At 61.8% G+C, this 20,527-nt stretch carries 16 protein-coding genes, 1 tRNA gene and 2 pseudogenes; 13 read left to right on the top strand and 6 right to left on the bottom strand.

Annotation, left to right across the window (positions count from 1 at the left end; genetic code table 11):
• Positions 1 to 359 precede the first annotated feature (359 nt).
• Together FJ404_11330 and FJ404_11325 are read left to right on the top strand one after the other, a co-directional pair.
• Positions 360 to 956, top strand: a complete 597-nt coding sequence (locus FJ404_11330; protein MBM3823458.1) for a heme-binding protein — start codon at positions 360 to 362, stop codon at positions 954 to 956.
• Between the two features lie 15 nt (positions 957 to 971).
• Entirely contained in the window at positions 972 to 1,172 is a 201-nt protein-coding gene (locus FJ404_11325; protein ID MBM3823457.1) for a hypothetical protein, read from the top strand.
• On the opposite strand, the gene FJ404_11320 is transcribed toward FJ404_11325, so the two are convergent.
• Positions 1,165 to 1,503 (bottom strand): hypothetical protein, encoded by a 339-nt coding sequence (locus tag FJ404_11320; GenBank protein MBM3823456.1) that lies wholly within the window; start codon positions 1,501 to 1,503, stop codon positions 1,165 to 1,167. The two genes, FJ404_11325 and FJ404_11320, sit on opposite strands and share 8 nt — an antisense overlap.
• A gap of 83 nt (positions 1,504 to 1,586) precedes the next feature.
• Here FJ404_11320 and FJ404_11315 point away from each other — a divergent pair, with 83 nt between their 5' ends.
• The 9 genes and pseudogenes from FJ404_11315 to FJ404_11275 all read left to right on the top strand — a co-directional run bounded on the left by FJ404_11315 (position 1,587) and on the right by FJ404_11275 (position 12,712).
• Entirely contained in the window at positions 1,587 to 1,985 is a 399-nt protein-coding gene (locus FJ404_11315; protein MBM3823455.1) for a DUF3311 domain-containing protein, read from the top strand.
• 65 nt (positions 1,986 to 2,050) lie between these two features.
• A complete protein-coding gene (locus FJ404_11310; protein ID MBM3823454.1) occupies positions 2,051 to 3,478 on the top strand; it encodes a hypothetical protein in 1,428 nt (475 codons plus the stop codon).
• A 33-nt stretch (positions 3,479 to 3,511) separates the two neighbouring features.
• Positions 3,512 to 3,790 (top strand): hypothetical protein, encoded by a 279-nt coding sequence (locus tag FJ404_11305; GenBank protein MBM3823453.1) that lies wholly within the window; start codon positions 3,512 to 3,514, stop codon positions 3,788 to 3,790.
• A gap of 2 nt (positions 3,791 to 3,792) precedes the next feature.
• Complete coding sequence (locus FJ404_11300) at positions 3,793 to 4,815, top strand: sodium-dependent bicarbonate transport family permease (GenBank protein MBM3823452.1); 1,023 nt, start codon at positions 3,793 to 3,795, stop codon at positions 4,813 to 4,815.
• A gap of 4 nt (positions 4,816 to 4,819) precedes the next feature.
• Positions 4,820 to 5,122, top strand: a complete 303-nt coding sequence (locus tag FJ404_11295; GenBank protein ID MBM3823451.1) for a transcriptional regulator — start codon at positions 4,820 to 4,822, stop codon at positions 5,120 to 5,122.
• Positions 5,123 to 5,504: 382 nt separating this feature from the next.
• Entirely contained in the window at positions 5,505 to 10,049 is a 4,545-nt protein-coding gene (locus tag FJ404_11290; protein MBM3823450.1) for a DUF1080 domain-containing protein, read from the top strand.
• A 336-nt stretch (positions 10,050 to 10,385) separates the two neighbouring features.
• Positions 10,386 to 10,565, top strand: a pseudogene (locus FJ404_11285) (type II secretion system protein).
• A 935-nt stretch (positions 10,566 to 11,500) separates the two neighbouring features.
• Positions 11,501 to 12,358, top strand: a complete 858-nt coding sequence (locus FJ404_11280; protein ID MBM3823449.1) for a type II secretion system protein — start codon at positions 11,501 to 11,503, stop codon at positions 12,356 to 12,358.
• Between the two features lie 72 nt (positions 12,359 to 12,430).
• On the top strand, positions 12,431 to 12,712 hold the full coding sequence (locus FJ404_11275) for a hypothetical protein (GenBank protein ID MBM3823448.1): 282 nt from the start codon (positions 12,431 to 12,433) through the stop codon (positions 12,710 to 12,712).
• Between the two features lie 61 nt (positions 12,713 to 12,773).
• Here FJ404_11275 and FJ404_11270 read toward each other — a convergent pair whose 3' ends face one another.
• Both FJ404_11270 and FJ404_11265 read right to left on the bottom strand, forming a co-directional pair.
• On the bottom strand, positions 12,774 to 13,067 hold the full coding sequence (locus FJ404_11270) for a hypothetical protein (protein MBM3823447.1): 294 nt from the start codon (positions 13,065 to 13,067) through the stop codon (positions 12,774 to 12,776).
• A pseudogene (locus FJ404_11265) lies at positions 13,015 to 13,584 on the bottom strand (hypothetical protein). Before FJ404_11265 ends, FJ404_11270 begins: the two are co-directional and overlap by 53 nt.
• A gap of 145 nt (positions 13,585 to 13,729) precedes the next feature.
• Between FJ404_11265 and FJ404_11260 the strand changes: the two are divergent.
• Positions 13,730 to 14,011, top strand: coding sequence for a hypothetical protein (locus tag FJ404_11260; GenBank protein MBM3823446.1), 282 nt, complete (start codon positions 13,730 to 13,732; stop codon positions 14,009 to 14,011).
• Between the two features lie 548 nt (positions 14,012 to 14,559).
• Positions 14,560 to 15,588 (top strand): formylglycine-generating enzyme family protein, encoded by a 1,029-nt coding sequence (locus tag FJ404_11255; GenBank protein MBM3823445.1) that lies wholly within the window; start codon positions 14,560 to 14,562, stop codon positions 15,586 to 15,588.
• A 652-nt stretch (positions 15,589 to 16,240) separates the two neighbouring features.
• Here the strand turns inward: FJ404_11255 and FJ404_11250 are convergent.
• The 3 genes from FJ404_11250 to FJ404_11240 form a co-directional block, all read right to left on the bottom strand.
• Positions 16,241 to 16,315 (bottom strand) — tRNA-Cys (locus FJ404_11250).
• A gap of 652 nt (positions 16,316 to 16,967) precedes the next feature.
• Positions 16,968 to 18,467 (bottom strand): DUF1501 domain-containing protein, encoded by a 1,500-nt coding sequence (locus FJ404_11245; protein MBM3823444.1) that lies wholly within the window; start codon positions 18,465 to 18,467, stop codon positions 16,968 to 16,970.
• Entirely contained in the window at positions 18,464 to 20,491 is a 2,028-nt protein-coding gene (locus FJ404_11240) for a DUF1549 domain-containing protein (protein MBM3823443.1), read from the bottom strand. Before FJ404_11240 ends, FJ404_11245 begins: the two co-directional genes overlap by 4 nt.
• Between the last annotated feature and the right edge of the window lie 36 nt (positions 20,492 to 20,527).

The raw sequence follows: 20,527 nt of genomic DNA, 5'->3' as shown, positions 1-20,527 counted from the left end.
AGACGCACATCCAAGCCCGCATGCGGGGCTATGGCAGAGAATGATTCACCATGACATCGGCCAACCAATCACCCGGCGGCAAACCGGTCCTACACCAGACGGAGCACGGCCCTGCACGCATCCTGTGCCGGTTCGCGGAAGAAAACGTGTGGACCACGCAGGTGCTGATAGCGGAGTTGTTCCAGAAGGATGTCCGCACCATCCATGAGCATCTTTCATGGTCGAACTGGCGAAACTTCGCACTTCTCCACGCTCGCTCAAGGCGGATGGGGAGGCGCTGGCGCCCCGCCACCTTCTTCGAAAGCCGGGCCGGACGTTCTTCAGTCGCCTTGCCGAGGTGGCTTTGCTAGTTTCTGGCGGTGAAAAAGATGTGGATTGCGCTGTTGATTCTCGTGGTGGTGATTGGCCTGGCGCTCGCGGGTTGCCAGGCCACGCGCGCGGGTTACGAGTCCGCGACTTACACAGTCGTGCGGTCGGATGGGAGGTTTCAGGTGCGCGATTACCCGGCGCTCACGGTGGTGGAGACACCGATGGGCGCTGGCAATCGGGACGGGAGCGACGGAAGTTTCATGCGGTTGTTCCGGTTCATCACCGGCGGCAACGAGGGCAAGCAGAAGATCGCCATGACCACGCCGGTGTTCATGTCGGGCAGCGAAACGAACACGACGATGGCCTTCGTGATGCCGGCCAAGATGAAAGCGGGCGAAGTTCCCAGGCCGTCGGATGGTGCGGTGAGGGTCAGCGAGCTGGCGGCGGGGCGGTTCGTGGTGTTGCGCTTCAGCGGCGCGCGCAACGCGAACCAGGAAGCGGAGTCGCTGGCGCGGTTAAAGGCGTGGATGGAAGCGGAACGCTTCGGCGTGCTGTCGTCGCCGGTGTATGGCTATTTCGATCCGCCGTGGACGCCGGCATTTCTGCGCCGCAACGAGGTCATGCTGCGGACGGAGGCGGGGAAGTGAAGCGATGGTGGAAAGATGCGCGTCCATGAATTTCAATCCGAACTGTGGCCGCCGCTGCTGCCGGAGGAATTGTGCTCCTTCTTCATCAATGCCGCGAACCTCGACGCCATTACACCGCCGTGGCTCAATTTCCAGATCGTGACCCCGAGCCCCATCGTCATGCTCGCGTTTCGCTCCGGAGTGTTGCGAAAACGTTTTGGCGATGGCGCTAAGTGAGCGGATGGTGCGTGATGACCGACACGGCCGGATGCGCGATGCGGCGTTCGGCGGTGAGGGCGTGGAAGCTCACGCGGCAACTCGTCGCCTGCCCGAGGCTGCGGAATTGATAGCGGGACACGGCTTCCTTCAGCGCCACGGTCGGCACAGCGATAAAGCCGCGACCCTCCGCCGCCATCACTTTCATCAGCGCGAGATCCTCGAACTCCGCCACGACGTTCGGCTTGATGTTGTGCGCGCGAAACCAGGTCTCCAGCGCGCGGCGCAACATTGTGTTCTCAGCCGGCAAGAGCGCCGGCGCGTTGTTCATCGCTGGCTGCCCGCAATTCATCTTCTGCCTCGACTTCTTCGCGGCGCTCTGCCTGGGTGGCTCGGAAGTCTGGCAGCGATTTTTCAACTAGCGGGACGTTTCTGATGAAATTCACCCTCCTTGCCTTGCTGACCATTGCGGTCTACGTGCTCCACCAGGATTTCTGGAACTGGAACCGGGTTGAGCCGCTGCTCTTCGGCTTCGTGCCCATCGGCCTAGCCTATCACGCCGCCTACTCGCTGGCCGCAGCCGCATGGATGTGGGTTCTCGTGAAGTTTGCCTGGCCCGCGCATCTGGAAAAAACCGAACCGTATCGTGAGGATGGTCAACCGGAGGGCAAACCTCTATACCCGCACTGGTCGTCTTCGCCTACCTCGCCGTCATCCTCTACATCGGCATCTTCGCCTTCCGCAAGGGGAGGGCCACCGGGGAGGATTACTTCGTCGCCAGTCGCTCGCTCGGGCCCTACGTGTTCCTGCTCTCGCTTTTCGGCACGAACATGACGGCCTTCGCCATTCTCGGGAGCTCCGGTCTGGCCTATCAACGCGGCATCGGGGTTTACGGTTTGATGGCCTCCGCCTCGGGGCTGGTCATTCCGCTCACCATCTTCTTCATCGGGACGCGGCTCTGGGCTCTGGGCAAACGCTTCGGCCACATGACCCAGGTGCAGTTCTTCCGCGACCGGTGGGAGTGCTCCTTCATCGGCACGGTCATCTTCACGCTCACCGCCTTGATGCTCGTGCCCTACATCATCATCGGGATGATGGGCGGCGGCCATACTCTGGAGACTTTGACCACGGTGAAGGATGCCGCAGGCAATCCTGTCATGGTCGAGGTGATGCGGAGCGGGCAGGCCGGGCTGGAACCGAAGCACTGGATCAGCTACGAGTTGGGCAGCGCCGTGGTTGCGCTCGTGGTGATGAGCTACGTCTTCTTCGGCGGCATGCGCGGCACGGCCTGGGTGAACGCGTTTCAAACCGTGATGTTCCTGACCTTCGGCACGCTGGCCTTCGTGCTCATCGCGAAGAACCTAGGCGGTTTCGATCACATCGTCGAACGGCTCGCGGCCAATCCCAAGACCGAGGGCCTGCTCACCCGCGCTCGGATCTCCCCGCAGGAATTCTTCAGCTACACCTTCATTCCGCTCTCGGCGATCATGTTTCCGCACATCGCCATCATGTGCATGACTTCCGAGAAGGTGACGGCGTTCAAGAAGACGGTCATCTTCTATCCGCTCTGCATCGCGGCCATCTGGCTGCCCAGCGTGTTCCTCGGGCTCGTCGCGGCCGATCAATTCCCCGGCCTCAAGCCCGGCGAGTCGGATGATGTCATTCTCCGCCTGCTCACCGCGAATACGGGGGCGATCGTCGCGGGCTTCCTCGGCGCGGCCATCATGGCCTGCGTGATGGCGACCGATTCCCAGATTCTCGCGCTCGGCACCATGTTCACCAAGGACATCGTGTCGTACTACGCCGGCGCGAAACGCTTCAGCGACGCGACCGTGGTCTGGACGGGCCGCATCTTTGTCGTTGCCATCACCGTTGTCGCCTACTTCATCACGCTGGCCCTCGAAGACAAGGCGGGCATTTTTGAACTCGCCATCCGCTTTGCCTTCTCCGGGTTTGCGTCGCTCGCGCCCATCATGCTGGCAGCGCTCTTCTGGAAGCGCAGCACCAAATGGGGGGCGTTGGCCTCCGCGCTGTGGGTGGCGGCCACCATGGCCGGTTCCTGGTATCTCTACGACATGTCGGCCGGCATCGCGCCGAAACCCGGACAACCCCTCGTGCAAATCCTCCCGCCCCTGGGCGACCTCTTTCTGCGCAGCTCCGGCAACGTCCTGGTCTACGGCTATCTCCCGGTGATGCCCATGGTGATCGGCTCGGCGCTGGTGATGATCTTGGTATCCCTCCTGACAAGACCTCCGGGACGCTCGACCTTGGAAAAGTATTTCCCGGCGAAAGAGGGCGACTGGACAGCCCCGCAAGGAAATCGATGAACCCTTCCCTCCTCGCGCAGGACTCGAAATAGAATGAACGAAACCTACAATCCCGGAACCATGGCGGAGCCCGCATCGCGTGCCGCCGAGTCCTGCAAGGAGTTCGGCATCGGCGGCACCGGGGCCATTCGTGTCGCGACGATGGCCGGCGGCGGCGGCCACGATACCGGCCTGCTGGCGGTGAGAAGCCTGGGCGCGCATGACGATGCGTTGCGGAAGCAGGGGGTGCGCTTCCAGACGCGCCTGGCCACCGAATCGCGCTCGAAAAACCAAAAGCGACAAACCGTGTCCGGAATTGCAGGGCCGCGCTGACCATGGAAATCCTCGACGCGATCCGCGCCAACCTGCTGTCCCCCGCCGTATTGTTCTTCGCGCTCGGCCTGATCGCCGCGCTCACGAAGAGCGACCTGAAATTTCCCGAACCTCTCTACATCGGCCTGACGATTTATCTCCTCGTCGCCATCGGGTTCAAGGGTGGCGTCGCCATCGCCGAGGCCGGCATCGCCAAGGTCTGGTTGCCCGCCCTGGCCACGATGGGGCTCGGCGCCTTGATTCCGCTGTGGACCTATCCGCTGTTGCGTTTTGGGGGAAAGCTTTCCGCCGTGGATGCCGCGGCCATCGCCGCCCACTACGGCTCCGTGAGTGCGGTGACCTTCATCGCCGCGACGAACTATCTCACAGCCATTGACCAGCCGTTCGACGCCGCGACGAACTATCTCACAGCCATTGACCAGCCGTTCGAGAGTTACGCCACGGCTTTTCTCGCCGTGATGGAGTCGCCCGCCATCCTGGTGGGCGTGGTGCTGGGAAAACTCGCGACCAAGCAAGCCGGCGCGGACTCCGGGGCATCTCTCAAGACCGCCATGCACGAGGCGCTCTTCGGCCGCAGTATTTTTCTGCTGGTGGGCGCGCTGGTCGTCGGGGCTCTCTGCGGGGAGGCCGGGATGCGGAAAGTCGAACCGTTCTTCGTCACCCCGTTTCAGGGAGTGTTGACCTTGTTCCTCTTGGAAATGGGCTTGGTGGCCGGCCGGCGGCTCGGCGATTTGAAAAGAGTCGGCCCTTTTCTTCTCGGCTTCGGAATCATCGTGCCCCTGGTCAACGGCGCACTCGGAGTCTACCTCGGCAAGGTTACCGGTCTCGAACTCGGCGGGGCGACCTTGCTGGGTGCTCTGTCCGCGAGTGCAAGCTACATCGCCGCTCCGGCCGCCATCCGAATGTCCTTGCCCGACGCGAACCCGACGCTTTACCTCACGTCTTCGCTCGCCATTACGTTCCCGTTCAACATCACCTTGGGCATTCCACTTTACCTGGAAATCGCCCGCCGACTCTACTCTTGAAGCCATGAACCTGCACCCGATGAAACTCGTCACGATCGTCTGCGAAGCCTACGCAAAGGACGCCGTGACCAAGTTGCTCCACGAAGTCGGCGCGCACGGCCACACCCTGTTCCCTGTCGAAGGGGACGGCTCACGCGGCCAACGCCCGGGCGACATCCCGGAGTTCGCCAACATCCAGATTGAAGTCATTGTTCGGCCCGAGACCGCTGACCATCTCCTGCAGAAGCTCGGGCAGGACTTTTTTCCGCGTTACGCCATGGTGGCCTTCGAGTCCGACGTACGCGTGTTGCGGAAAGACAAATTTTAATCCCGACCCAGCCGCATTCGGGTAGCCTCACCGAGAATAGGCCACAAGGTCATGTCGGTCCTTCACCTCAGAAAAGCATGATCTTCGAGCGAGGCTTCCATCTTGCGAGCGAGCTTCACGATCCGCCACGGAGCGGGAGGAGATCGTCGCGGCAGATTGGCGCGAGCGGAAGCGCCGTGAGGCAGGCGGTGCATCCCGATGTTGCCGGTGATGCAGGTAGGGCGCGTCCGTCCCGGCGCGCCGCCAGAGCATGATGTTTTGCATCCCGTGGGCGGCGGGCTGGGACAGGCCCGCCCTACCAACAACATCGGGATACACGGTGAGGCACGGACGGCCGAAAGGAGGCGTTGCCAAGCCTCCAGTGCTGGCTTAGAAAAACCGCATGCACCAACTCGCGGAATCCCAGCCTGTCCGGTTTGGCAAACTCGCCCTCGCGATGGTCGCAGGCGTTATCCTTCTCGTGCTCGCGCCCTCCGCGGCGTGTTGGGCTCAATCCGGTGTCGCCCTGTTCGATGGACGAACCTTCACGGGCTGGGAAGGTGATACGAACGGCACGTGGCGCATCGAGGCGGGCACGATCACCGCCGGCTCGCCTGATCGCGCCGTGCCCCGCAACGAGTTCCTCGCCACCACGCGCGAGTTCGTCAATTTCGAGCTTCGCTTGAAGTTCAAGATTGAAGGGAGCGCGGCGCTGAATGCGGGCGTGCAATTCCGCAGTCAACGCATTCCCAACCACCACGAAGTCATCGGCTATCAGGCCGACATCGGCACGGGGGTTGACGGCCATCTCTATGACGAAAGCCGGCGCAACCGGATGCTGGCCACGCCAACCAAGAGCGCTCTGGAACGGGCCTTGCGTGCCGTCGGGCCCGATGGCTGGCATGAATATCGGATCAGCGCGATCGATCAGCGCATTCTCCTTTGGTTGAACGGCGTTCAGACGATCGAATTCACCGAGACCGACCGCTCCATCGCCAACAGCGGCATGATCGCGCTGCAGATTCACGGAGGGATGAAGGGCACGGTGGCCTATAAAGACATCGTCTTGCTCGAATTGCCCTCGACCCCCGCCGCGACCCGGCTGGGTCCGCTGGACGCCTCCCTCGCGCCACCCGGTCCGTTCCCGGGACGGCGATTCGATCTGGCCACCAACGACGTGGTCGTCTTCACCGGGCAAACGGACCTCGTCCGGCTGCGCCACGCCCCCGCGCTGGAGACATTGCTCGCCGCGCACTTCGCCCGCGTCCAGCCGAGGTTTCGCAACATGGCCTGGGAAGGGGACACCGTTTACGAGCAATGGCGGGATTTGAATTTCGGCACCTGGAACGAACAACTCGTGGCCGCTCGCGCCACCGTCATCATCGCCCAATTTGGGCAAATCGAATCCATGGATGGCCCTTCCAAGCTGAACGATTTCATCGCTGCTTATGAAGCGCTCTTGGATCAGTTCGAGAAACGCACGCGTCGGGTCGTCTTGCTTTCGCCGCACCCGTTCGAGCCCCCGTCGTCCAGCCACATGCCGGACCTCACCGGGATGAATGACACGGTGCGAGCCTACACCGACGCGATCCGGCGCTTGGCGGATCGCCGGGGTTTCGTCTTCGTGGATTTGTTCACGCCGTTGGCGGGCCTGAAGGAGAAACTGACCGTCAATGGGATGCATCTCACGCCGGAAGCTCACGTCACCCTTGCGGCGGTCATTGCCACCTCGCTCGGGGTGGCCACTCCGGCCTTGATCGCGTCGCCCGCCTTGAGTGAGGCGATTCGGGAAAAGAACCGCCTGTGGTTTGATCATTGGCGCCCGATGAATTGGTCCTTTGCCTATGGCGATCGCACGGAGCAGCTCTTCGGGAAACCGGGTGGCGACCGGCCGGCCTTGCGCATCGAGTTGGAGGAGTTCCAATCGATTCTGGCAGCGGCCGAAACCCAGATTCATGAATTGGCCGACGCTGTTCGCTTGGGGCGTTCGCTCGCTCCGGTGAGGGCTAATCCGGCCGTATCCAGCCAGCGCTCAGACGTCCGAAGCGCCGAGCCTTCGGCCACGGACCATTCACCGGAAGCGCAACGGCAATCGTTCACGGTCGCGGAAGGGTTCGCGGTCAACCTGTTCGCCTCGGAAGCGGATGGGTTGATCAAGCCAGTGCAGATGCGCTGGGATGATGCCGGCCGCCTTTGGGTTTTGTGCACACCGACCTATCCCCATATCGAGCCGGGCGCCAAGCCGGGCGATTATCTGCTGGTGTGCGCGGACACGGATGGGGATGGACGGGCTGACCGGTTCACCCGCTTTGCCGAGCATCTGCTGGTCCCGATGGGCCTCGAGTTTGGCGATGGGGGCGTGTATGTGGCGGAGGGATCGGAGCTCGTTCATCTGCGCGACACCGATGGTGATGGCAAGGCGGACGTTCGCACGGTGGTGCTTTCGGGTTTTGGGACGGGCGACACGCATCAGATGATCAACGGCCTGGAGCGTGGGCCCGGCGGGGAATTGTGGTTTACCCAGGGGCACCACGTTTACTCACGCGTGGAAACACCCCGGGGCATTGCGCGTTTGGAGAAAGCCGGCGTTTGGCGCTACCGCCCGCGCACCGGGCGGCTCGACGGCTTCTTCAATCTTTCGACCGCCGGATTGAATTGTCAGGGTGTGACCCACGACGACTGGGGGCAGACCTTCCATAATTCCGGCGCCTACAGCGGAGGCTTTTACACTTCGGCCGGGGCCATTCCCACCTTGCGACCCTTGCGTTACTGGGCGATGGCCGTTCCGGACCGGCGCAATACCGGCGTCGAAATCATCGGCACGAAGCACTTGCCGGAGGAATGGCAGGGCTGCGTGGTCTGGGGCGGCTTCATGGGCAATAGCGTGCAACTGCATCGGCTTGAGGACGAAGGCGCCGGCTTTACCGGCGCGGTTTTGCCCGATTTGCTGACGTCGTCCCGCCGGGAGTTTCGGCCGATCAACGTTCGGATCGGTCCTGACGGGGCGATATACGTGTGCGATTGGTACAATCCGGTCATCGGCCACTATCAGGCGAGCTATCGTGACCCCACCCGCGACAAGACTCGCGGCCGCATTTGGCGGATCCACGCGAAGGACCGGCCGGTGGTCACGGCGCCTCGCTTCGAGGGCCGAACGACCGCCGAGCTCTTGGAATTGCTCCGCTCTCCCGAGCGTTTGACGCGGCACAACGCCAAGACCATCCTGTTTGGCCAGCCGACTCCGGCCGTCATGGCCGCGCTCGATGCGTGGGTGGCCGCTCTGGCCCCCGACGATCCTCAGTTTGAACAGCTTCTCGTCCAGGCCATCGGCCTCTGCGAAGGCCACGAAACCCTCCGTCCACTCTGGCTGGATCGACTCTTGCACGCGAAAGATTTTCGGGCGCGCGCCTACGGGACGCGAGTGATCGGAAACTGGGGAACGCGCTTGCCCGATCCTTTGGCGATGCTCCGGAGGCAGATCCAAGATCCGCATCCGCGAGTCCGCTTGGAAGCGATTGTGGCTTGCAGTTACATTCCGTCCGCCGAAGCCGTGGCGGTCGCCACGCAAGCGCTGGATCAGCCGCGCGATCGTTTCATCGATTATGCGCTCGCCCAGGCCGTCCATGCGCTCGGACCGCTTTGGTATCCCGCCCTGGCCCAAGGCACGCTCTCGCTCGCCGACAAGCCGGAGCATCTCCGATTCGTCCTCGAATCCGAGCGAACCAAAGAAACCGCCGGATGGCTGCGGCAGCTCGCCGAGAGGCCCGGCCTCGATGCGGCGCTGCGGGAACGCATCCTTGCGCTCCTGGCCGCCGTGGGGTCCGGCCCGGATTTGCGCTACGCGCTCGACGCCGCGCCGCACAGCCCAGCCGTTCTTCAGGAATTATTCACCGCGGCGGCCGTGCACCATCGCAAGCCCACCGGCGATCTCACCGTGCCGGTTCGCCGGCTCATCGCCGAACCCGGTCTCCCCTTGCGCGCCCACGGCCTGGCGCTGGCCGGCGCTTGGGGCGTCGCTGAAGCTGCGGACGCCGTCCGGGCTGAACTGGCGCGAAGGGACAACGACGCAACGGTTCTGGTCGCCGCGCTCGGTGCGACACCCGCACTCTTGGGCCAGGAAACTATCCGATGGGCTCAGCCCCTGGCTGTGTCCGCCGCCGCTCCGCTCCCCGTGCGAACAGCAGCCATTGCCGCCCTGGCCACCGTCGATTTGGTCGCCGCCGCGCGCACGGTGACTGAGGTTCTCGGCGGCGTGACCGCAGAGGCGGACGTTAATCAACTGCTCGCGCCGATTCTAAACCGCAAGGACGGCGCAACGGTGCTCACGCAGGCCTGGCAAGCGAAGGCGCCTGCCGCGGATGCCGCCCGTCGAACCCGGCAAGCTTTGAACAACAGCGGGCGAGGCGACGCTGCCCTGATGAACGTGCTGCACCAGGCCATGGGGATTGACCATCAACCGTCGACGTACGACCCTGTTCTGGTGAAATCGCTCGCGGAAGCAGCCATGAAGAACGGGGATGTGCGGCGGGGACGAACGATCTTCTTGTCGAATCTTACCAGTTGTAGCGCCTGTCACAAACTCGATGGACAGGGCGGGGAAGCGGGACCCGATCTTACTCTGGTCGGCGCTGGTCGGAGTCCCGAGCTCTTGATCGAATCCCTCCTCTGGCCCAGCCGCCAGATCCGAGAGGGTTACATGGCCACGTCCATTACAACGAAAGCGGGCGACGAATTCACGGGCTACAAAATCCGCGAAACTCCGGACGAATGGCAACTGCGCGACCCCTCCGCAAATCAAGTTCACCGCATCGCCAAAGCCGACGTGGAGCATATGAGAGACGTCGGCAGCCTGATGCCGGAAGGGCTCACCGCGGGTTTGTCTCGCGATGAATTGCACGATTTGATCCGATTCCTGGCGGAGCAGGGGAGGGTCTCCCCGTCCCGATAATCATCGTGGCTGCGGAGGACCGTGCGCACCGGGTCGGGCGGGACCGGGACGCGTCGATCCGAGCATCCCGAAGTTGTCTAGAGTGTGGCGCAGGCTGCCCAGCCTGCCGTATCGCCGACTGCCAGTCGGCCCGGCGGGTGAAGAACGAGGCGCTTCCATGCTCTCCACGCGCCTGGTTCCCTTCGTCGCCCCGCAGGCTGGGCAGCCTGCGAAACAGCAGACAGGGCTGTCTGCGTTACTACTACAACCCGGTCACCGACTTCGGGAGGCACCGCAGGTCGATCGCGCCAGAAACGAGACCTTGCCAATCGTCCCGCTTGCGCTTACAACCCCAAAATGAACTCACCCTTGGCTTCAGACCCACGGCGGACTGCTTCACGAGAGGGCGCCTTCACGCTCATCGAGCTCTTGGTGGTTATCGCGATCATCGCCATTCTGGCCGGGATGCTCCTGCCCGCGCTCTCGAAAGCCAAAGGCAAGGCTCAGGCAACCAAGTGCGTTTCCAACTTGCGCCAGTGGTCGCTCATAACCGGCATGTACACCACGGACAACCAGGAGCGGTTCATGGCCGATTACGGCCCGGCTAAAGAAGGCACGTGGATGCTTCAACTCAAAGATCTTTACAGCGACATCGCTCAGTTCCGCCTTTGTCCTTCGGCGACCAAGCCCGCCAAAGGCGATTATGGCAGCACGTTCGAGAATTGGACCGGCCATTACTACTTTCGCAAAGGCGACTTTGGCAGTTATGGGATCAATCACTGGATTAACTCGCTCCCCCCGAGTTTTGCCAATGGATGGCGGGAACGGCCCCGGTGGCATTGGTCCGCAGTGGCCGCCGTCCTTGAAACTTCCATCACGCCGGTTTTCGCCGACTGCGCCTGGTATGGCGGCAATCCCTTCGATCTTCAGTCCGCCGGCAACGGTGGCAAACCTCCGCCCCGCGCTGATTGGAATAAGCAGGCAAATCCGCCTTGGGATTGGGACATGGGCCGGTTCGTGATGCCGCGCCACGGACGCACCGTCAACGCAGCCTTTGTGGACGGCTCGACGCGGGCGACCAAGCTCGAAACCTTGTGGGACCTCGCCTGGCACCGCGAGTTCCGCCGCACCAACTCGGTCAAACTCGCGTGGTAGTGCACGGTGGCGAGGCGATGGGTCTCCGGCCATGGCGCACCCACGCCCCAACACCACGGCTCCCGCACACCGCTTCCGAATTCCCGCAAGAGCCCAGCAGACGCGTCCGTGGTTCGGAGGACCGTGCATCCCGATGTTGCCGGTGATGCAGGTAGGGCGCGTCCGTCCCGGCGCGCCGCCGGAGCATGATGTTTTGCATCCCGTGGGCGGCGCGCTGGGACAGGCCCGCCCTACCGACAACCTCTGGATACACCGCGGGACTCACGTGCCGGAAACGATGCATTGCCAATTCTCCCGTGCCGCCATAGAAAAAGAGCATGACCCTACCCGCTGCATCGCGCGCTGTGCCGTCTTCCTCCCGTCCCGCCGGGTTTACGCTTATCGAACTCCTGGTTGTCATCGCCATCATTGCGATCCTGGCCGGAATGTTATTGCCGGCGTTGTCCAAGGCCAAGACCAAGGCTCAGGGCACTGCATGCCTGAGCAACACCAAACAACTGGCGCTCGGGTGGGTCATGTATGCCCATGACAACAACGATGCTTTGGTCGAAAACATGAACCTGGGCGGCCCGGGCAGCGTTGAAGGGAGTTGGATCACGGGGTTCCTGACCTGGACCACGGCCAAGGACAACACCAACGTGGCCTATGTCCTTGAGCCGAGATTCTCCAAACTGGCGGAGTACGTCGGTGTGACAAAGAACATCTACAAATGTCCGGCGGACAAATTCGTGTCGGACGCGCAGCGGAAGCTGGGCTGGACCGAACGTGTCCGCAGTTATTCCATGAACTTTTTCGTGGGCGATGGTTCGCCCAAGGGCGCGAAGGAGTGGGGCGCCGACAGTTGGAGAGGGAAAGTCTACAAAAAGCTGGGTGATTACCAGCGGCTCTCGACCTCTCAAGGCTGGGTGTTTGTGGACGAACACCCCGACACCATCAACGACGGCGCCATGTACACGGAAATGGTTAATCCTGTCTGGGTCGACATGCCCGCCAGTTACCACAATCGCGCGTGTGGATTCGCCTTCGCCGATGGCCACTCGGAGATCAAGCGTTGGGTGGCCCCGCGAACGGCCGTGCCGGTGCGCTTCATCAACTGGGACCGGGTGGGATTCAATGCTACCGCCGATCCGCGTGACATTCGATGGGTGCAGGAACGCACGAGCGAAAAGCGCTAAGCAGAGAATCATCGCTCCGGTGGGCAACGAAGCGCGGAATTGAGTCCCACCAAGACATGTCGCAGCAACAGAATGCGCAGGGCCAGACATGTCGAGCCCCTGAAGCGCCGACCGAGTGCCGGCGCCTCTGCCGTCGGCGCTCTCTGCGCCCTGGCGTTGGCCACGGCCGCGCTCGAATCACACGCGTCCGACTTCACGAACTCGCTGGGCATGACGTTCGTCCGCATCGAGCCAGGGCACTTTCAAATGGGCTCTTCAGACGGCCATTGGGATGAACAGCCGGTGCGCGAGGTCACGATCCGGCGGGCCTTCCTGCTCGGTGAAACCGAGGTGACGCTTCCACAGTTCCGTTAGTTCCGGCCCGAGCATGGCCGCCAGGCCGGCAGCGGAGCGGGGAGCGATGCCGTCACGGGGGTCAGTTGGCACGACGCCGACGCGTTTTGTCGCTGGCGGCTTCGGGGAATCGCCCCAACCGATTGTCCCCGGTCTTGTAGAGCACCTTGCCCGCCTCGGTCACCTCAATCATGCGCGCCTGCGAAAAGGGACAGCGCAAGAAATACTGGATGAGGCGCTGGATTCCCGCGCGGTCGCCCGCCTCCAAGCGCACGCTCTGGTCCACGCTGAAGCCCGAATGTTTCCAGGAACGGATGTTGGCGACGGAAGCCTTTGCCATCACGGACCACGATCTGGCCCGCCCCGAAATCAACATCCTTCACGCGCAGTCGCACCCCTTCCATGACCCGCATTCCGGTGCCGTAGAGCAGGCGCAGCGGCAGGGCGAGTTTCTCCGTGACCACGGCCAGCACCCGCTTAACCTCCTCCGCCGTAAGGACGACGGGGAGTTTGACCGGACGCTGGGGGCGGGGGATTTCATCCAGCAAGCCCAATGGCTTCAGCAGGACGTGCCCGTAGAGAAAGACCAGCGCATTGAGAGCCTGGTTCTGAGTGGAAGCGGCGACGTTCTCGCGGGCGGCCAAATGAGTGAGAAACGAATGCACCTCGGCGGGCCCCATCTCCTTGGGATGCCGCTTGTTATGGAAGAAGATGAACCGGCGAATCCAGAACCAGTAGGTCGCTTCGGTGCGAATCGCGTAGTGATGGAATCGCATGACTTCACGCAGTTGTTCGCGCAGCCGGAGCTTGGGGTTTGGAAGAAAAAGGGATCCACTGGGTGGGACTCGTGGACGAGCGGTGTCTGTTTTCTGCTTTTTCCATGGCAAAAGCATGTGTAAATGCTTGTATATCAATCATGCAATGGGCAAGAAGAATCCAACATCTGACCCCCCTCCAATATCCAATAGTACCGCCTTTTAGCGGCTCACATAACTGTTAGGCATCATCAGCGCACACGAGCACAAACCCAACAAGACCATGAAAACCAAAGCACTCCTCGCGTTAGCCATCACGCTACTCGTCGGCTGCACCTCAACTCGCTTCGTTGAGTTTCCCGGACAGGGCGTAGTCGAAGGCAAAGGCGGCAGCGTCCGCAACGTCAAAGGCATAGACATCTGGGACATCGGCGAGCCAGACCGCAAGTTCGAGATTATCGGATTCATCCAGCAGGAGATGATTCAGAACAACGCCAACCTGCTTGCGCGCTCCATGAACAATTCAATCTCGGAGTCCGCGATTGTAGCAGAGGCGAAGAAGTGAGGCGGAGACGCCATCATTTTCATTTCCTCTGCGAGCCAGATTGCAGGCGCTCACACGTCCGGCAGCGGCTACGCGACTACCCGTGGCCCATACACGACATACCAAGGCAACGCCCACACAACAGTTCACACTCTTGCACAGAAGCAAGTGGCCGTTGTCCGGTATCTGAAATGATGCCTAACCATGCGCTGCAGCGAACCCGGCCATCGCGTCCCGGTTGCAATCCACGCGTCCCGCGGGCCGGGTCGCTGAGCTTGGGTCGTTAGGCCGCTCGACGCACGCAGCAAAAACAAACAACATCAAAACCGCATGTCAGAACAAATCCTCAAGAATAATGTCGGCCACAAGATTGGCTCCATCCGAACTGAATCAAACGGAGTTCAGATTGCCTACAACGCAGTCGGACACAAAGTTGGAGAATACCGACCCAGCAGCAACAAGACCTACAACTCTGTCGGTCACGAGGTTGGCACAGGCAATTTGCTTGCTTCACTCATTCGGTGACACTTGCCCTTCTGGTCGCAGCACACTAGACGCCTCACCAGGCGATGAGCTTGGGGACTCTCCACGATATGACCACACAAACGCTCAACACCATCGGTCTAGTTCTGAACATCGTAGGCGTGATACAGGTGTTCTTCTATGGGTTTCCGCAGCCCACACACGAGGAGGGGGCCGCTCCAGGTCTGGAGGACGGCACACCGCTGTCGGACGGTCGCACAGTCGCCCAGCACAATGAGCGCGTTCGGAAGACCCGAGCGAGATACCTCTGCATGTCGAGGCTTGCGCTGGGATTGATTGTTCTCGGATTCTTATTTCAGCTTTGGGCCACATGGGCGAAAGCTAAGGCCGAGGCGGTGAGAGCCCGGATGGGGAGTGGGGGAGCCTTTCGGGCAGAAGCAGGCGAACGGTCAGTTTTAGGATTAGCGGTGCGATGGGTCCCTAGTGGCCGATTTACGATGGGTAGCCCATCGAGCGAAGCAGATCGATATCCAAGTGAGGAGGAGCACGAGGTGGTATTGACCCGTGGTTTCTTCCTGGCGGAGACGGAATGTACGCAAGGGCAGTGGGAGGCCGTGATGGGAGGCAACCCGTCGAATTTCAAAGGTGTCGATCGACCCGTGGAGCAGGTGAGTTGGAGTGAAGCGGTGGAGTACTGCCGGGAGCTGACGACGAAGCAACGGGCTGAAAGGATCTTGCCGGAGGGGTGGGAGTGGCGGTTGCCGACGGAGGCGGAGTGGGAGTATGCGGCGCGGGCTGGGACAACGGGAGCGCGGCATGGGGAGTTGAACGCGATCGCGTGGTATGATGGCAACTCTGGAAATCAGACGCGACCCGTGAAGCAGAAGGCCCCGAACGCATGGGGGTTGCACGACATGATTGGCAATGTCTGGGAGTGGTGTTCGGACTGGTATGGCGACTACCCGACCAGGAGCGTAACGGACCCGACAGGTCCCAGTTCGGGCTCCAACCGCGTGGGCCGCGGGGGCAGTTGGCGCGCCGGCGCCAGGAACGCGCGCTCGGCCGACCGGGACAACGACCTAGGCTTCCGTCCCGCCCTCAGTTCAGTTCGGTGAGCTCAAGGCAGCGCCGGAGGCGGCGAGAGCGGAGCGGGCAAACTATGCAAATTCAGATCTTCAGGGTGGCGGCCGGTGATGCGGTCGGGGTGGAGGAACTCAATCGGTTCTTGCGCGGGCACCGGGTGCTTTCGGGAGACCGCCACTTCGAGTATGGATCCTGGCATTCAGAATCGCTTCGAAACAGAAGTGCAAAGAGTTGGGCATTGGACGGGCAAAGACAGCGATTCTTTCCATACCTGAAAAGAAGACCCTGAAGGCCAAACCGAAGGAGCGAGGTGCGGCAACCAAGTAATCAGGTTCTGAAGGAGAACCGGGAAGACTTCGCCTGGAGTTTACATCAGAGCACTTCCCCAAGCGTTACTGAAAAGCGCGGATTTATTTGCGAAAGTGCGTGCAGTTGCTGCTTCTGAAGCGTGAATTGTCGCGCAAGTAGTTGGTAATCAAGGATTGATCGGGTGAGAAGGGACCGAACCCTGAATTCTCTCTTCCCCCTTCGTCAATCGACATTCTGTTGGTTTCCAACACGTTGAAACATCGGCGGACAAAGGAGAACATCGGCGAATCTGTTAGCAGTAAGCGTTAGCAGTAGGGCGTTTCCGAAAGACTGAAAACGCTAAAAACCATTGGTTTTACGGGATAAAGTGAGGATTGGAGGCGAGGGTCGGAATCGAACCGACGAATGCAGCTTTTGCAGAGCCGTGCCTTACCACTTGGCTACCCCGCCAACCACACGCCAAGCTTCACAGCGGTCCCGGCCCGACGTCAAGCCCTTGTCCCCAACCCTTTCTGCATCCCGTGCATCCCGTGCATCCCGGATGCGATGCGACCGGAGGCAACGTAGCTCGGGGGCAAGACTTTTTCATCAGAACCCTTTTCGGCGCGGCAAAGTTATTCACCGCCGGCTGCGGGGTGCTGTTCCTGGCTCTCCTCGCCCGCGGATGAATGACTTTGGAAACCGTATCAGCCGTTCTCTCTCGTGTGGCGCAGGCTGCCCAGCCTGCCGTATCGCCGTCGGCCTGTCGGTCCGTCGGTCCGGCGGGTGAAGAACGAGGCATTTCCATGCTCTCCACGCGCCTAGCCCGCATATTTCATGCAACGGGACGCCCGGTGAGGACACCGGGCCTACAAACACGGTGGCAGGCGCCATTGTAGGCCGCGTGCCTTCACGCGGCGTACTGTCGCGGATTCAAGCTCAGTATGAAATATCCGCGCTAGTCCCCTCGTCGCCCCACAGGCTGGGCAGCCTGCGAAACAGCAGACAGGGCTGTCTGCGTTACCAAGACAACCCGGTCACCGAAAAACTCCGGGTGCACCGCCCTGTATCTCCATCGCGTCCCGACCGGCAACTCGTCCAATCCCTCGCGGTCAGCCCGACCTCAGGCCAGCATCGCATGCACCACTCGCCCTTGCACGTCGGTGAGTCGGAAATCACGGCCCTGAAAACGGAAGGTCAATCGTTCGTGATCGAATCCGAAAAGCTTCAACACGCTGGCGTGCAAGTCATGAACATGCACCGGGTCCCGCACGATGTTCCACCCGATGTCGTCGGTCTCGCCAAGGATGGCGCCACCCCGAATGCCTCCTCCCGCCGCCCACAACGTGAAGGCAAAGGGATGATGATCGCGTCCCGTCACGGTCTTGTATCCCACACGGTTCTCCCCCAAGGGCGTGCGCCCAAATTCGCTCAGCCACAAAACGAGCGTCGAATCGAACAACCCGCGTTGCTTGAGATCCTCCAGCAACGCCGCAATGGGCTGATCCGCCATGCCCGAATTAAACGTCAATTCCGCGTCCAGATTGCTGTGATGATCCCAGGAAGCGTGAATCACATTCACAAAGCGCACCCCGCGCTCAATGAGCCGCCTCGAAAGCAAACAGGCCCGCGCGAAGTTGCGGTACTGGCCCGGTCCACCGGCTCGATCGGCCTTGATCGGAGGATCGGGACGATCAAGCCCGTAGAGCGACCGAATGGATTCCGGTTCTCGCCCGAGGTCCACCAGTTCGGGGGCCGCGGATTGCATGCGGAAAGCCAGTTCGTAGTTGGCGATGCGGCTCGATAATTCAGGATCACCCACACTCTTTTGCCGCAGCCGGTTGAGATCGCGCAGGGCGTCGAGACCGAGATGCTGCATTTCACGGTTGAATCCCGGAGGATTGGCAAGATCCGTCACGGGTTCCCCCTGGGAACGGAACAACACACCTGCGTAGTTGGAGGGCAGGAATCCACTTGACCAATTCTGCGCCCCCGCGCTGGCGCCCCGTCCGGCAGACAAAACCACGTAGCCCGGAAGGTCGTCGCTCGGACTGCCCAGTCCGTAGGTCAGCCATGAGCCGAGACTCGGCCGGCCCATGAGCGGAGACCCGCAGTTCATCATGATTTGTCCGGGGTGATGATTGAACTGCTCGGTGTGCATGGACCGAATCATGCAGAGGTCGTCGGCATGCCGGGCGAGGTGGGGCAAAAGATCGCTGAAATCCATCCCGCATTGGCCGTGCTTCGAGAACTTGCGATGGGAGGCCATGACGGTGGCGGCTTCCTTCTGAATGAAGGCGAAGCGGACATTGCGCGTGAGAGATTCCGGAAGTTTCTGTCCGTCGAGTTCCTTGAGCTTGGGCTTCGGATCGAAAAGATCCATTTGAGATGGAGCCCCCTCCATGTAGAAGCAGATGCAGGCTTTCGCTTTCGGTGCGAAGTGAGGTGAGCGAACCGACATCGGGCCGGTCCCGGCTTCGACGCGATGGAGCAGTCCATCCCGGGCCAGGAGGGAGGCGAGGGACAAGGTGCCGAGTCCGCTGGCGGAGGTGGCGAGGAAGTCGCGCCGGGTGAGCCGGATCGCTTCGTCGAGTTCTTCGCGGTGAAGGGCCGGGCGATTCATTCGCGCATCAGGGTTTCGTCGAGATTGAGCAAGAGACGCCCCAAGGCGGTGAGCGAAGCGAGCTCCTCGGTGGAGATGTCCATGCTGGAAGTGTCCGGCGGGGCGGCAAGCCTCGCGCTCTGCAGATCGCGGCGGAACAGATCGGTTTGCCGGCTCCAGAATTCGCGGAGGACCGAAAACTCGGACGGATCCGGGAGTCGTCCGGTGGCCCATTTGAAACCGAGCTTCAGACGAGCCTCAGGATCCGATCTGGCGCGTCCCAACCTCAGACCGAAGGCGCGGGCCGAGGCCACGAAAGATTCATTATTGAGCAAGGTGAGGGCCTGCAGCGGGGTGCTGGATCGTTCGCGACGCGTGCAGGTGACATTCGACTCGGGCGCATCGAAGGTCATGAGCATGGGGAGCGGCACGGTGCGTTGAAAATGAATGTAAAGGCTGCGGCGAGCCCGTTCGGACTCCGGGGATTCGGACCATTTCAGTCCACTGGCGTAACTGAGGGCGGCCAGGTCGGGAGGGAGGGAAGGTTTGAAGCTGGGTCCACCGATTCGAGGATTCAGCGTGCCGCCGAGTTGAAGCGCGGCGTCTCTCACCACTTCGGCTTCGGGGCGGAAACGAGCCTGGCGGGCCAGCGACAGATTGAGCGGATCTTGCTCCTGGAGGTCCGCGCGCCACGCGCTGGATTGGCGGTAGGTTTCGCTCGTCACCAGGAGGCGGATGAGTTTTTTGCGGGACCAGCCGGAATGCTGGAAGTAGAGCGCGAGCCAATCCAGCAATTCGGGATGGGAAGGGGGATCTCCACGAAGTCCGAAATCATTTTCGGTGGCGACAAGCCCGCGTCCGAACAACTGGCGCCAGATCTGATTCACGGTGACGCGGGCGGTGAGCGGGTGCGCGGGAGAGACCAACCAGCGAGCAAGATCGAGACGATCGGGGAGCGCTCCTCGCGTGGCCAGCGGGGGCAGGAAAGCGGGCACCCCGGGGCTGACGGCTTCGCCGCGGCGGAGGAAATCGCCGCGAACATGGACATGGGTGGGGCGATGTTCGGCCGCGAAGACCGGGGCCGCGGCAGGTTTGAACGCCGGTTTCGCTTTGCGCCATTTTTCCAATTCAGACTGCAGATGGGCCGGGGGCTTCGTATTCGAGGTGTTGGCGGAGGAGAGTTGGGCTTCCAGGCGGTCCCCTTTCACCTGCCATTCCCGCAGGGCGAGCTGGTGGGAGTGGATTTCGGCTGGAGTGGGCTGCGGAAGGTCTTTTTCGCTGGCGTGATTGAAGAAGCTGTAAAACTGGTAGAATTCGCTCTGGCTGATGGGATCGTATTTGTGGTGGTGGCATTCGGCGCAGCCCATGGTGAGGCCCATCCAGACGGCGCCCGTGGTGTGGGTGCGGTCCACCACCGCTTTGCTTCGGAATTCCTCTTGATCCACTCCGCCTTCTTTATTGGTCAGCGTTTGGCGGTGAAAGCCGGTGGCAATTTTTTGTTCGTCAGTCGCGTGGTCCAACAGATCCCCGGCGAGTTGCTCGACCGTGAATTGGTCGAACGGTTGGTCGCGGTTGATTGAGCGGATGACCCAGTCACGAAAGAAGTAAGCGTTCGGCCGGGGCTGGTCCTTTTCGTATCCGTCGCTGTCGGCATAACGGGCCAGGTCGAGCCAGTGCCGGGCCCAGCGTTCACCGAAGTGGGGAGATTGGAGCAAGCGATCGACGAGTCGATTGTAGGCGCCCTCCGATGAATCCTGGACAAAATCCTCGACTTCCGCCGGCCCGGGCGGGAGTCCCGTGAGGTCGAAGCTGAGGCGACGGATCAAGGTGTGCGCAAGAGCTTGCGGGGAGGGTTTCCAACCGAGTTGGGCGAGGCGCGAGCGGACGAAGGCATCGACGGGGTGGCGCTCGCCGGAGGGAACTTGTGAAGAGCGAGGGGAGGCGAAGGCCCAATGCTGTCCCCAGGGCGCTCCTTCCGAGATCCAGCGCGCGAGCAAGTCTCTCGAAGCGGCTTCCAACCGCTTGGGCTGGGTCGGGGGGGGCATTATTTCGTCGGGATCGGAGGAGGTGATTTTGCGGAT

The organism is Verrucomicrobiota bacterium, assembly GCA_016871495.1.
In the GTDB taxonomy this organism is placed as follows: Bacteria; Verrucomicrobiota; Verrucomicrobiia; order Limisphaerales; family VHDF01; genus VHDF01.
The sequence above is the reverse complement of the archived record's forward strand: the minus strand, read 5'-3'. Positions and strand labels throughout refer to the sequence as shown.

Coding starts and splice junctions, on each gene's coding strand:
- FJ404_11315 (MBM3823455.1), top strand. CDS start 1,587: ATGAAATTCACCCTCCTTGCCTTGCTGACCATTGCGGTCTACGTGCTC.
- FJ404_11275 (MBM3823448.1), top strand. CDS start 12,431: ATGCGCAGGGCCAGACATGTCGAGCCCCTGAAGCGCCGACCGAGTGCC.
- FJ404_11260 (MBM3823446.1), top strand. CDS start 13,730: ATGAAAACCAAAGCACTCCTCGCGTTAGCCATCACGCTACTCGTCGGC.
- FJ404_11325 (MBM3823457.1), top strand. CDS start 972: ATGCGCGTCCATGAATTTCAATCCGAACTGTGGCCGCCGCTGCTGCCG.
- FJ404_11255 (MBM3823445.1), top strand. CDS start 14,560: ATGAGCTTGGGGACTCTCCACGATATGACCACACAAACGCTCAACACC.
- FJ404_11240 (MBM3823443.1), bottom strand. CDS start 20,491: ATGCCCCCCCCGACCCAGCCCAAGCGGTTGGAAGCCGCTTCGAGAGAC.
- FJ404_11295 (MBM3823451.1), top strand. CDS start 4,820: ATGAACCTGCACCCGATGAAACTCGTCACGATCGTCTGCGAAGCCTAC.
- FJ404_11320 (MBM3823456.1), bottom strand. CDS start 1,503: ATGAATTGCGGGCAGCCAGCGATGAACAACGCGCCGGCGCTCTTGCCG.
- FJ404_11290 (MBM3823450.1), top strand. CDS start 5,505: ATGCACCAACTCGCGGAATCCCAGCCTGTCCGGTTTGGCAAACTCGCC.
- FJ404_11305 (MBM3823453.1), top strand. CDS start 3,512: ATGAACGAAACCTACAATCCCGGAACCATGGCGGAGCCCGCATCGCGT.
- FJ404_11245 (MBM3823444.1), bottom strand. CDS start 18,467: ATGAATCGCCCGGCCCTTCACCGCGAAGAACTCGACGAAGCGATCCGG.
- FJ404_11270 (MBM3823447.1), bottom strand. CDS start 13,067: ATGTTGATTTCGGGGCGGGCCAGATCGTGGTCCGTGATGGCAAAGGCT.
- FJ404_11300 (MBM3823452.1), top strand. CDS start 3,793: ATGGAAATCCTCGACGCGATCCGCGCCAACCTGCTGTCCCCCGCCGTA.
- FJ404_11310 (MBM3823454.1), top strand. CDS start 2,051: ATGGCCTCCGCCTCGGGGCTGGTCATTCCGCTCACCATCTTCTTCATC.
- FJ404_11280 (MBM3823449.1), top strand. CDS start 11,501: ATGACCCTACCCGCTGCATCGCGCGCTGTGCCGTCTTCCTCCCGTCCC.